Source organism: Lacrimispora sp. (assembly GCF_031982545.1).
Taxonomy (GTDB): domain Bacteria; phylum Bacillota; class Clostridia; order Lachnospirales; family Lachnospiraceae; genus Lacrimispora.
Genome location: NZ_DALYXB010000005.1, coordinates 22434 through 35137, shown reverse-complemented (window position 1 = coordinate 35137; position 12704 = coordinate 22434). Strand labels below are relative to the sequence as shown.

The window sequence follows — 12704 nt, the reverse complement described above, 5'->3', positions numbered from 1 at the left end:
GAAAAGACGATGACATTAAAGGAAATTCCATGCGGTAAAACTGTCAAGGTAACCAAGCTAAGCGGAGAAGGCCCTGTTAAGAGAAGAATTATGGATATGGGAATCACAAAAGGTGTTGATATTTTTGTGAGGAAAGTAGCTCCTCTTGGAGATCCGGTGGAAGTAACAGTCAGAGGGTATGAGCTGTCTTTACGAAAAGCGGATGCAGAAATGATCATTGTGGAGTGATTTTTTTACATATTAGTTAGGTGAGACTAATACCAGACAAATCAATTGCTGACAGGCAGAAAGAGGTAGAGTATGTCAATTAAAATTGCATTAGCAGGTAATCCCAACTGCGGAAAGACGACGTTGTTTAATGCGCTGACGGGATCAAATCAGTTTGTGGGGAACTGGCCAGGCGTTACCGTAGAGAAAAAAGAAGGAAAGTTAAAAGGTCATAAAGATGTCATTATCATGGATCTTCCAGGTATCTATTCCCTCTCTCCTTACACACTGGAAGAAGTGGTAGCGAGAAATTATCTGATCGGAGAACGGCCTGATGCGATTTTGAATATCGTAGATGGTACCAACATAGAACGTAATTTATATTTATCCACCCAGCTTATGGAACTTGGAATTCCCGTTATCATGGCAGTTAACATGATGGATATCGTGGAAAAGAGCGGGGATAAAATTCATATAAATAAATTAAGCGAAAAGCTTGGCTGTGAGGTTGTGGAGATTTCTGCGCTGAAGGGCACTGGAATCCAGAAGGCTGCTGAAAAAGCAGTGGCGATTGCTAACCAGAAAAACAACAGACCGCCAGTACATAAATTTGCAGCTGAAGTGGAGTCAGTTCTGGATTCCATCGAAGAAAAGCTTGGAAATGATATTCCCGAAGAACAGAAGCGTTTCTTTGCCATTAAACTGTTAGAAAAGGATGAAAAGATCCAGTCTCAGATGAAACGCGTACCTGATGTAACGGAAGAGATCACAAGGATTGAGCGGGAACTGGATGACGATACAGAGAGTATAATTACAAATGAGCGGTATGTATATATCTCTTCTATCATTGACCAGTGTTTCACAAGAGCCAAAAGGGATAGCCTCACCATATCGGATAAAATTGACAGGGTCGTTACTAACCGGTTTCTGGCGCTTCCCATCTTTGCAGCGGTAATGTTCCTTGTTTACTATGTTTCAGTTACAACCGTTGGTACATGGGCGACTGACTGGGCTAATGACGGGCTTTTCGGCGAAGGCTTCAGCTTCTTTGGTATAGATGTTCCTGGCGTACCGGTAGTAGTAGAAGGCATTTTAACTGCAGTTAGATGCGCAGACTGGCTCCAGGGTCTGATTCTTGATGGAATCGTAGCTGGTGTAGGAGCCGTTTTAGGCTTTGTTCCCCAGATGCTGGTGCTCTTTATTTTCCTCGCATTTTTAGAAAGCTGCGGCTATATGGCACGAGTCGCATTTATCATGGATCGTATTTTCCGTAAATTTGGTCTTTCCGGTAAGTCCTTTATTCCCATGCTGATCGGAAGTGGATGCGGCGTTCCTGGAATCATGGCTTCCCGTACCATTGAAAATGACCGTGACCGTAAGATGACAATTATGACAACAACCTTTATTCCCTGCGGTGCCAAGCTTCCAATTATCGCACTGATTGCGGGTGCACTTTTCGGCGGAGCTTCCTGGGTTGCACCAAGTGCTTACTTTGTTGGTATTGCAGCAATTATCTGCTCCGGTATCATTTTAAAGAAGACCAAAATGTTCGCTGGTGATCCGGCTCCTTTCGTTATGGAGCTCCCAGCTTACCATATGCCTACAGTAGGAAATGTTTTAAGAAGTATGTGGGAACGTGGCTGGTCCTTTATTAAGAAAGCAGGAACCATCATTTTGTTATCTACTATTGTTGTATGGTTTGCTTCCTATTTTGGCTGGGTAGATGGTCAGTTCAGAATGCTGGAAGCACTGGAACTTGATCACAGCATTCTTGCAAAGCTGGGAAGCACAATCAGCTGGATCTTCATACCTCTTGGGTGGGGAGACTGGAAGTCTGCAGTAGCAGCCATCACCGGATTGGTAGCAAAAGAAAATGTGGTAGGAACATTCGGTATTCTCTACGGCTTTGCTGAAGTTGCAGAAGATGGTTCTGAGATCTGGGGTACTCTTGCAGGCAGTATGACAGCAGTTGCTGCTTACTCTTTCCTTGTATTTAATCTTCTCTGTGCACCATGCTTTGCAGCCATGGGAGCCATCAAACGTGAGATGAATAATGCCAGGTGGTTCTGGTTTGCAGTGGGATATCAGACACTTCTGGCTTATATCGTAGCTCTTTGTGTCTATCAGGTAGGAACCTTAATAACCACCGGATCCTTTGGATTCTTTACTGTAGTAGCATTTGCACTGATTGCAGGCTTTATCTATCTGCTTGTCAGACCTGAAAAAGTAAAAAGCGAATCTAAAGTAAAATTAACAAGTGTTGCCGGAGCAAAATAATCCGGTAATTATAAAGAGCCTGCATGGTTTATGCAGGCTCAAGATATCAGGAGGTATCATATGGGAACATTCGCAGTATCAGCAGTTGTCATCGGAGTGGTGGCACTGATTATCAGAAGCATGATTCGGGATAAAAAGAACGGAAAATCCATTCAGTGCGGCGGACAGTGCAAGGACTGTGGAGGACATTGCCACTAACAGGCTGGTATCTGACTTTCGTACTATATTATACGTCTAAATGGAGGTGCCAAAATGGAAATGCACACAAACATGATTGAAAAGAGAAAAGTAGCTGATTCCAGGAGTTATCACAGAACCAGGATGCAGAAGGATCTTATTATTGAACGGTTAAAGGGTAAGGGGTGCAGAATTACAAAGCAGCGCCTCACACTATTAGATATTATTCTGGAGCACGAATGTTCCAGCTGTAAAGAAATCTATTACAAAGCGTCCAGGGTAGATGAGAGCATCGGGGCGGCTACTGTCTATCGCATGGTTAATGTCTTAGAGGAAATAGGAGCCATCAGCAGGAAGAATATGTATAAAATCGCCTACTCTGATACCTGCTCCATGGAAGATGCCTGCACGGTAGTGCTGGATGATGAAACGACTTATCATCTCTCGGCAAAAAACTGGAATTCCGTTGTGCGGGCAGGTTTAACCGCTTGCGGCTATCTGGAAGATCAAAAGATCGCTTCAATTTCGATTAAACCTTGCGGATGTGAGAATGCCGGTTGCTATTAATTACAAGTTAGCTATTGCTAACCAGTAAGGCAGGTAGAAAAGAGCATGAAAAATGAATCAGGATTTGAGTTATGCAGGAACGGCATTGATTATCATGAAATTATTGAATGCATCGTCAGCGCATTAGATGCCAAAGATCCCTATACGGCGGGGCATTCTCAAAGGGTCAGCGATATGGCGCTGGCCCTTTCCGGGTTTTTAAAGCTTGATCGGGAGGAGACGGAGCGAATTCATATTGCCGCTCATCTTCATGATATTGGTAAAATCGGAGTTCCTGATGCAGTATTAAACAAACCGGACAGGCTTTCTCCGGACGAATGGGCTGCCATGAAAAAACACCCCCAGACCGGTGCCCAGATATTAAGTAAATCCCGTCATTTGAATGAGCTGAAAGACATTGTTCTTCACCACCATGAACGATATGATGGAAACGGTTATCCTTACGGACTGAAAGGAGATGAAATTCCTGTTGGATCCAGGATAATCTCAATCTGCGATTCCGTCGATGCCATGACCTCCGACAGGGGATACAGGGATGCATACTCGCTGAAGTATTGTTATGAAGAAATAAAGAGGAATCTGGGCATTATATACGATCCCCGGATCGGAGCTGTTGCATTGGAACATTGGGCTGATTTGACGAAATATGTGGCGGAATGATTTGTGGATTTTGATACTTGTTATTCTGATAAAATCGTGCTAACCTAGGAGGAAGTGGGATATTTTTCCATAATAACTAATCAGCAAAGGATTTGAATGAATGAGCAGGAGACAGAGTCATGCAGGTACCGTAGGGATAATTGCTTTTCTGACAGCGGTTTTTATGCTGGCAGGAAGTGTGGTTGCACTGGCAGATGATGCTTCTAAGTTTGTGCCCGGAACAAAGATCAACGGAGTTTTGGTGGGAGGTATGACTGTAGAGGAGGCAAAGGTACAGATTGAAGGCTTTTATGGAAGAGAGTATCAGCTTACCATAAAGGTAAAAGGAGGAGCCTCTGAAGTAATTAAGGGATCAGATATCCAGTATCAGGTGGTGATTACCGATGGACTTCAGAATATACTGGCGCAACAAAATAGTAACGGACGTGTGGCAGGTCCTGATATCGACAACAGCAGTGTCCTTAAAAGTACGGTGACCTACCAGGAAGAGAAGCTGAAAGAACGGCTGGATTCTCTTGCCTGTGTCAGCAGCAAGGATATTGTGGTTACTCAGAACGCAAGAATTTCAGCCTGGCAGGAGGGACAGCCCTTCACTGTCATTGCTGAGGTACAGGGGAACAGCGTAAACAGAAAGAAACTTGATGAGGCGGTGAAAGCTGCGTTAACTCAGGAGAACAGGCAGATCAGTCTGGAAGAGAAAAACTGTTATGATACGGTGACAGTGACATCCACGGATTCAGAACTGGTGGGAAGATGCGCTGCCTTAAATCAGATCAGGGATATGAAAGTCACATATTTATTTGGCAGTCAGTCGGAAGTATTGACCGGAGAACAGCTTTGTACCTGGATCGATGGTGCAGATCAGACAGGAATCCATATAAACGGAACAAAAGCTGCGGAGTACATTCAGTCACTGGCCGGCAAATATGATACGGCCGGAAAAGCCAGAGCCTTTAAAGCAACCGATGGAAGAGATCTGTCTCTTTCTGGTGCATATGGATGGCAAATGAACCAGGAAGCGGAGACACAGGCTCTTATGGCTATTATAAAAACTGGTCAGAGCCAGGAGCGGACTCCCCAGTACAGTCTGGTAGCAGCTGACCGTAATGTGGACTGGGGCAGCACTTATGTGGAAGCGGACATGGCAGCCCAGCATGTGTACCTGTATCAGAATGGGAGTGTCATATGGGATTCTCCCTGTGTAACGGGGAATATGTCAAAGAAGCTTACCACACCGGAAGGCATCTATACGCTTGCTTATAAGCAGACAGACCGGGTACTTCGGGGAGATAAAAAGCCGGATGGTACTTACGAATATGAGAGCCATGTGGATTACTGGATGCCTTTTAACGGAGGAATCGGTTTTCATGATGCCAGCTGGAGAAGCAAATTCGGAGGAACCATTTACCAGACAGGTGGAAGTCATGGCTGCATTAACCTTCCGCCCCAAAAGGCAAAGGCCCTTTATGGTTTAATCAATACGGGAATCCCTGTAATTTGCCATTATTAATAAAAAAGCTGTCTTACGGCCTGGTTAAGGGGCGGATAAGACGGCTTTTTTCATGCATTTACTCATCTGAATTACAGAATACGATAATCTTCTGGGGGGTCACTTCCACTTCAGGATTCATGGAATCAGACATGTATAGAATAAAAAGATAGTGATCTCCAGGATTATAAATAAAATTTTGTCCATTAATGAGAAGAACCTGAGTGCTTCCATCTGACGGAATGTTTAGTTTCATTGTCTGATCCACGCTTAGCAGATCTTCATCAAAATAATTCAGTGCGGCCCGGTAGCCGAAGGTGTTTTGTGCCAGAACAACAGCCTGGTACTGGGGTGGATAGATCAAAGGAACCGGAACACTGGTGTCATATATGCCGATAATGGGCTCACCCTGACCAAACGTGTGCTGTTCCAAAACAAAGGTTTGGGGAGAAACAACAAAATTTATCTGCCCCATGCTTTGGGTATTGACAGAAATAAGCAGGGAGCAGCTGTGGTCAGATACCGTGGTGTAAAAGGGAGTAACGGAACCGACAATTCCGTATACGGTTGAATAATTGGCCATAAATTGGTTCTTTCCGATTGTTCTTACCCATATCTTATGAGAGGCAGGAAGTCAATATGAATTTTCTGGAGATATCAGGTCAAATCGTAATAAAAAAGTCAAAAAATATACCATAAATATTTAGACATATTTCGCTGTTTTACGATATAATAATACCTGAATAAAAAGGCTAGTAAAGAGGTAGGAAATAAATGGAAAAGCAAATGCCCCACAGCAGGAAGAAAAAGTCATTGGGAATCGGGGGTCTGGCTGTAATCGGAGGCGGATCAGTTGCCGTAGTCGCATTAATTGCGGCACTTACATATTTACAGATGGGCAGACAGTACAAAGAGGTGTTTTTCCCCAACACGATTATTAACGGTATGGATGCATCTAAAAAATCCATTGATGAGGTTAAGAAGATGGTAGCAGCCGGTATTGACGGTTACCAGATTACAATTAAGGAACGGGGGGACAATACCGAGACCATAAAAGGTACTGATATCGGTATGGAAGCAGTTTTTGACGGAAGCGTTGAAAAACTTCTGGAAGAGCAGAATCCTTTGAAATGGGGAGAGCATAATAGCAAATTTCAGAATTTTGATATAGGAACTTTGGTAAAATACAATCAGGAGCAGTTTGATGAGGTAGTATCAAAGCTGGACTGTTTTCAGGAAGATAAGATAAAAGAACCCCAGGATGCCACCATTTCTCAGTATGAGTCTGGGAAAGGATATCATATTGTTGCAGCAACAGATGGAAACCGCCCGGATCCGGAGAAGGTAAAATCACTGATTGCAGCAGCTGTTTCGGACTTTAAGACAGAAGTGTCCTTAGAGGATGGTGATGTTTATACAAAACCAAAGATAACGGCAGATAATCCGGATTTAATCAATCAGGTCCAGACCTTAAACCGATATACCAACGTAAAGGTAACCTATAAATTTGGAGATAAGAGAGAAGTATTAAACGGTGATACTATTTCCAAATGGGTGGGAATCGGGGAAGACGGAAAAGCATATTTAAGCAGTTCTGAAGTAACTGCCTATGTAAAAGGTCTGGCCTCCAAGTATGATACTGTATCAAAGGCAAAGACCCTGAATACTTCTTACGGAAAACCGGTAAAAATAACCGGAGGAAGCTATGGCTGGAAGATGAATCAGAGTGCGGAAGCCGATGCGCTGGCAGAAATAATCCGATCTGGAGAAAGTCAGGAAAGGGTGCCTGAATATAAACAGGAGGCAGCAAGCTACGGAGAGAATGATTATGGCAACACCTATGTGGAAGTAAACCTTACTGCACAGCATTTATATTTTTATAAAGACGGTAAACTGGTACTCGATACGGATTTTGTATCAGGGAATGAGTCCAAAGGCTGGTCAACACCGGCTGGCGTTTACTCCCTTACCTATAAGCAGAAAGATGCAACTTTAAAAGGAGAGGATTACAGAACTCCGGTTGCTTACTGGATGCCGTTTAACGGTAATATCGGGTTTCATGATGCAACCTGGCGAAAGCAGTTTGGAGGCAGTATTTTCAAAACAAGCGGCTCCCATGGATGTGTGAACCTTCCCCCGGCAATGGCCAAAACTCTCTTTGAAAACATTCCGTCTAAAGTACCGGTGCTTTGCTACAATTTACCTGGTACGGAAACAAAGACGACTTCTAATGGAACAACAAAGACTGAAACCGCAGGGACTACGCCGGCAACAACTCCAACAACAGCAGCACCTACTCCGGCAGCAACAGCTCCCACAACGGCGGCACCTACTACACCAGCCCCTACCACAGCGGCACCTACCACACCAGCAGTAACGACTCCTGCCACTCAGGAAGCGCCTGTTACAAGCAATCCACAGCGGGAAGCGGGACCAGGTGTTTCCAATTCCACAGGAAAGAAAAAAACAGGTCCTGGCGTTAAATAAGGAGATAATTAATTGATGCTAAAGAAAGAAACCTTTGTTCCAATCCAGTTTTTTAAAAAAGAGGCATATACGGGAAGCATGAATGGGATGCGGTATCGGATTAAAAAGGAAGAAGAAGGACTTGAAGCCACCGTTTACCCCCAGCCATACTGTTATGAAGCGACTGCCGATGAAAAAAAGACGAAAGCAGTATTTCCTTTTTCAGAGGAAGGAAGGCAGCAGGCACTGGAATGGATCAATCAGCAGTTTATGGAGAAACAGGATCTGTGGTCCGCTGCAGAGAGAAAATAAACAAAGTTATAAAAGGATAGAAAAGAGAGCTGTCTTGTCACCTGACAATTGGTTGACAAGGCAGCTTCTTTGTGTTAAATTCAGAGAATAGAAAAGGAAGGAGATGGTAGTTTTGGCAGAAATTATGCCCCATATCAGGCTGTCAGACAGTCAGGCAGCTCCCTATGCTCTGCTGCCGGGAGATCCTGCCCGATTAGACCGGATTGCTTCCCACCTTACAAATGTGGAACAGCTTGCATACAACAGGGAATACCGAAGCATAAAAGGGTTCTATCACGGAGTACCTGTGATGGCGGTTTCTACCGGAATAGGAGGAGCCTCTGCTGCAATTGCTGTGGAAGAGCTTTCCAGAATCGGGGTACGTGGAATGATCCGGATCGGCAGCTGCGGAGCTCTTAAAAAAGGAATCCGGCTTGGAGATTTAATTCTGGTAAACGGAGCTGTCAGGGATGATGGTGCATCGTCCTCCTACGTTGACTCTAAGTATCCTGCAATTCCGGACACAGGTCTTTTGATTGCCTGTATGGAGAGTGCAAAGGCACTGGGTGCAACGGCTCATGTGGGAATTGCCAGAAGTCATGACAGCTTCTACATCGATGAGGAAGAAAAAATCTGCGCTTACTGGTCGGGAAAAGGCGTTCTCGGATCAGACATGGAAACGGCGGCCGTATTTGTAACCGGGGGCTTACGTGGAGTAAAGACAGCCTCCATACTGAATACGGTGGTGGAATTTGAGGAGGAGCTGACGGAACAGATTAACAGCTATACCGACGGCGAATCTGCTATGATGAGAGGGGAACAAATGGAGATCCTGACTGCGCTGGAAGCGTTTGTACGGATGGATCAATCAGAATCATGAACGGAGGATTGAAGATGAATCATTTATTTAAAACCAGGTTAAACGCGGCTACTTTTGTTCTGATACCGGCTTGTATCGGAATCAACTATTTAGGAAAACTATTTGCATCTGTTCTAAAACTTCCCCTTTGGCTGGATTCCATCGGCACCTGTATCGGCGGTGTGCTTGGAGGTCCCATAATCGGAGCTGTCTGCGGGGCAGCCAACAATCTGATTTTTGGCTTTACCACCGGTGATTCCATTACTTTGATCTATGCTCTGACCAGTCTTGGTATCGGAGCTGCAGTGGGTATTATGGCAAGACTGGGTCATATGGAAAAGCTTTCAGGAGCAATTCTGACAGCAGTGGCTGCAGGACTGACAGCAGTTGTTATCTCCACTCCTTTAAATGTAATCTTCTGGGGCGGGGCAACCGGCAATGTTTGGGGAGATCTTTTATTTGGCTGGTCCCAGTCGGCAGGACTGCCTGTATTTTTGGGATCATTTCTCGATGAACTGGTTGTAGATGTGCCGGACAAGTTGATTACAGTCCTTATTGTTTTTGCGATTATGAAAGGACTGCCTAAAAAACTTACCTCTCTTTATGATGTGAATGATGAGGTAGAAATTCTGGATTAAGAAAGGTTTTATTCCTATGAAAAGCATCAGTCTCTACGTAGATAAGGACAGTTATTTAACCAGACTTCACCCCTTTGCCAAAATGGTATATATTCTGGCGGCCATCAGCGTGCCTCTCATTGGAGGCGCGCTGTGGATGTATGGACTGTTTCTGGCGATCAGTCTGATCCTTTTGATCAGCGGAGGAATCCTTAAAAAGGTTTTTCCGCTGATTGCATTTTCATTTACCATTCTCATTACCATTTTTTTGATCCACGGTCTGTTTAATAAAGAGAATGAAACCATCCTGTTTCGGGCAGGAGCCCTGATATTTTACCGGGAAGGTCTTCTTTATGCATGCCGGATCGGTCTGAATATTTTAAATATGCTTCTGGCTTTTGCTGCGTTTGTTCTTACAACCAGACCGGCAGATCTGGTTGATGATCTGGAACAGATGGGATTTTCTCCCAGATTCGGATATATGATCACCTCTGTTTTTCAAATCATTCCTCAGATGATGGGAACTATGAATACTATTTTAGATGCCCAGAGAAGCCGGGGAATGGAAACCGAAGGAAGCTTATTTACCAGAGCTAAGGCATTTATTCCCCTGATTTCTCCAGTAGTCAGCAGTTCTCTCATCAATACCAGAGAACGGGCGATTGCACTTGAGGTGAGAGGGTTTGGCTCTAAAAATAAAAAAACATTTTTAAGAGAGCACCGGCTATCGGGAGGAGACAAAGGATTTATGATTCTTATGGCTCTTCTGATTGCAGCCTCGGCTGTCTGGAGGATCGTATATGGCATTCATTGAGGTAAAAGGATTAAAATATAAGTATCCCCATACCAGTAAACTGGTTCTTGATGGAATTGATTTTGAAGCGGATAAGGGACAGTTTATCGGCATTATCGGTGAAAATCAGGCGGGGAAGAGTACACTCTGCCAGGCTTTTGCAGGGCTTGTTCCAACCATGTTCCGTGGAGCATATGGGGGAAAAGTGATCATCGACGGTGTAGAAGCATCAAAGGTGCCAATTGCAGTTCTCTGCCAGAAAGTGGGCCTTGTGTTTCAGAATCCCTTTAATCAGCTGTCCGGTGCGAAAGATACGGTTTTTGAGGAAATTGCCTTCGGACTTCAGAATCTGGGAATTCCAAGGGAAGAGATCGGAAAAAGAGTGGATAGAGCGCTGAAGCTTCTGGATATTATTAAATATAAGGACAGGAATCCCTTTGATTTATCAGGTGGACAGATTCAGAGAGTGGCAATTGCCAGCATTCTCGCCATGGAACCTGAGGTTTTAGTCCTGGACGAGCCCACATCCCAGCTGGACCCTCAGGGCAGCGAAGATGTGTTCCTGGTGGTTGAAAAACTGGCGAAGACCGGAATCACCATTATTATGGTGGAACAGAAGATGGAAAAGCTGGCGGCCTATTGCGATAAAATTCTCCTGCTTCATGGTGGATCACAGGTGGCTTATGATGTTCCGGAACGCATTTTTTCCAGAGATGATTTAAGGGAGCTTGGAGTGGAGCCACCCGTCTATACCCAGGTTTCAAAAGCACTTTCCGTCTATAGGAAAGAGGGCGATGACTTACTTTATCCCGTAACCTTAAAACAGATACAAAACCACAAGGATCAGTTCCCCGTTACCATTTCAAAAACAGCAAGAGAACGATCTCCTGATAAACTGAGTCAGCATATGTTTACCATAAAGGATCTGGGGTTTCATTATATACCCGGTGCTCCGGTAATTGAGAACCTTACTCTTTCCCTTGATATAAGACCAACTGCAGTGATTGGTCAGAACGGTGCCGGAAAAACCACACTGGTTAAGCTGCTTAAGGGACTTCTAAAACCCAGGGCAGGAACGGTACTTCTGGAAGGGGAGGATATTTCCCTGCGGACAGTAGCCCAGCTTGCAAAAAAAGTGGGATATGTATTTCAAAATCCAGATGACCAGATTTTTAAGAGTCAGGTATTAGAAGAGGTGATGGTAGGTCCCTTAAACATCGGTATGACAAGAAAAGAAGGGGAACAGCGTGCCAGGGAAGCTCTTGAGATGGTAGGTCTCCTCCATGCTGAGAAGGAAAATCCTTATGATCTGGATTTGTCTGAACGAAAGATGGTAGCAATTGCATCTGTCGTGGCAATGGATCCTAAGGTGCTGATATTAGATGAACCCACCATTGCCCAGGATGCCAGGGGGCGGGAGGTACTGGGACAGCTGATTCGTACCATGACTGAGAGAGGAAAATTTGTACTTGCAATTCTTCATGATATGGATTTTGTTGCCCGGTATTTTGAACGGGTTATCGTTATGGCAGGAGGAAAGGTGATTTCAGACGGACCGGGAGAGAAGATATTCTATGAGAAAGATACTCTTACAAAAGCCCGGCTGGAACCGCCTCACATCACAAGGCTTTGTGAGATTCTTGAATACGAAGGCACATTTTTGACAACAGAGGACATCAGAAAAATTAGGCAGGAGTAATAAAACGTGGAAGGCAGCAGCAGAAGAAAGAAAATAGTGGAACTGTTAATGGAAGAAGGAAAGCCCATATCCGGAGGAGATTTAGCACAGAGACTTGGCGTCAGCAGACAGGTGGTGGTACAGGATATTGCACTGTTGCGTGCGGAAAATAAGATGATCCTGTCCACCAATAAAGGCTACCTTCTTCATCTGGAAAAGAGAGAAGAGGAACCTTCTATTGTAAGAATTTTCAGAACCAGCCATAAGACAGAAGATACCCTGGAGGAACTGAATACCATTGTTGATTATGGCGGAAGAATCAGGAACGTGTTTATCGAACACCAGTTATACGGGCAGATCGAGGTGGATTTAATTATTAACAACCGTCTGGATGCAGTGGAATTTATGCAGCATTTAAAATCCTCCAAAGACCAGCCCTTAAATGTACTGACAGGAGGCTGCCATTATCATACCGTGGAGGCAGACTCGGAGAAGAATCTTGATTTTATTGAGGCAGAGCTGAAAAAGAAAGGCTATCTGTTATAGGATAAGACGTTTTCCCCCTTTTCGAATCGTTTGAAGTATGATATGATATTGTATTATTGAAGTGACTGATATGGAGG

General features: G+C 44.4%; 14 protein-coding genes. 13 read left to right on the top strand and 1 reads right to left on the bottom strand.

Annotated elements, in window-relative coordinates:
* Positions 1–9 precede the first annotated feature (9 nt).
* The 6 genes from ABS301_RS09600 (at position 10) to ABS301_RS09575 (ending at position 5398) form a co-directional block, all read left to right on the top strand.
* A complete protein-coding gene (locus ABS301_RS09600; protein WP_104436552.1) occupies positions 10–228 on the top strand; it encodes a FeoA family protein in 219 nt (72 codons plus the stop codon).
* A 72-nt stretch (positions 229–300) separates the two neighbouring features.
* Positions 301–2484, top strand: coding sequence for a ferrous iron transport protein B (feoB, locus tag ABS301_RS09595; RefSeq protein WP_349672018.1), 2184 nt, complete (start codon positions 301–303; stop codon positions 2482–2484).
* 60 nt (positions 2485–2544) lie between these two features.
* On the top strand, positions 2545–2682 hold the full coding sequence (locus tag ABS301_RS09590) for a FeoB-associated Cys-rich membrane protein (protein WP_349672017.1): 138 nt from the start codon (positions 2545–2547) through the stop codon (positions 2680–2682).
* 54 nt (positions 2683–2736) lie between these two features.
* Positions 2737–3228, top strand: coding sequence for a transcriptional repressor (locus tag ABS301_RS09585; RefSeq protein ID WP_104436549.1), 492 nt, complete (start codon positions 2737–2739; stop codon positions 3226–3228).
* Between the two features lie 45 nt (positions 3229–3273).
* On the top strand, positions 3274–3888 hold the full coding sequence (locus tag ABS301_RS09580; protein ID WP_349672016.1) for an HD-GYP domain-containing protein: 615 nt from the start codon (positions 3274–3276) through the stop codon (positions 3886–3888).
* 100 nt (positions 3889–3988) lie between these two features.
* Positions 3989–5398, top strand: a complete 1410-nt coding sequence (locus tag ABS301_RS09575; RefSeq protein WP_349672015.1) for a L,D-transpeptidase family protein — start codon at positions 3989–3991, stop codon at positions 5396–5398.
* A 58-nt stretch (positions 5399–5456) separates the two neighbouring features.
* Here the strand turns inward: ABS301_RS09575 and ABS301_RS09570 are convergent, their stop codons facing one another.
* On the bottom strand, positions 5457–5960 hold the full coding sequence (locus ABS301_RS09570; protein WP_349672014.1) for a hypothetical protein: 504 nt from the start codon (positions 5958–5960) through the stop codon (positions 5457–5459).
* A gap of 191 nt (positions 5961–6151) precedes the next feature.
* Here ABS301_RS09570 and ABS301_RS09565 point away from each other — a divergent pair, with 191 nt between their 5' ends.
* The 7 genes from ABS301_RS09565 (at position 6152) to ABS301_RS09535 (ending at position 12627) form a co-directional block, all read left to right on the top strand.
* Entirely contained in the window at positions 6152–7864 is a 1713-nt protein-coding gene (locus tag ABS301_RS09565; RefSeq protein ID WP_349672013.1) for a L,D-transpeptidase family protein, read from the top strand.
* Between the two features lie 15 nt (positions 7865–7879).
* Positions 7880–8155, top strand: a complete 276-nt coding sequence (locus ABS301_RS09560; protein WP_349672012.1) for a GNAT family acetyltransferase — start codon at positions 7880–7882, stop codon at positions 8153–8155.
* A 112-nt stretch (positions 8156–8267) separates the two neighbouring features.
* Complete coding sequence (locus ABS301_RS09555) at positions 8268–9014, top strand: nucleoside phosphorylase (protein WP_349672011.1); 747 nt, start codon at positions 8268–8270, stop codon at positions 9012–9014.
* A gap of 14 nt (positions 9015–9028) precedes the next feature.
* Positions 9029–9631 carry an ECF transporter S component gene (locus ABS301_RS09550; protein WP_349672010.1) on the top strand — a complete coding sequence of 201 codons (603 nt, stop codon included), beginning with the start codon at positions 9029–9031 and terminating at the stop codon, positions 9629–9631.
* 16 nt (positions 9632–9647) lie between these two features.
* A complete protein-coding gene (locus ABS301_RS09545; RefSeq protein WP_349672009.1) occupies positions 9648–10424 on the top strand; it encodes an energy-coupling factor transporter transmembrane component T family protein in 777 nt (258 codons plus the stop codon).
* Complete coding sequence (locus ABS301_RS09540; RefSeq protein ID WP_349672008.1) at positions 10411–12102, top strand: ABC transporter ATP-binding protein; 1692 nt, start codon at positions 10411–10413, stop codon at positions 12100–12102. The genes ABS301_RS09545 and ABS301_RS09540 overlap by 14 nt, the downstream gene beginning before the upstream one ends.
* A gap of 6 nt (positions 12103–12108) precedes the next feature.
* Complete coding sequence (locus tag ABS301_RS09535) at positions 12109–12627, top strand: transcription repressor NadR (RefSeq protein ID WP_349672007.1); 519 nt, start codon at positions 12109–12111, stop codon at positions 12625–12627.
* The last annotated feature ends 77 nt before the right edge of the window (positions 12628–12704 follow it).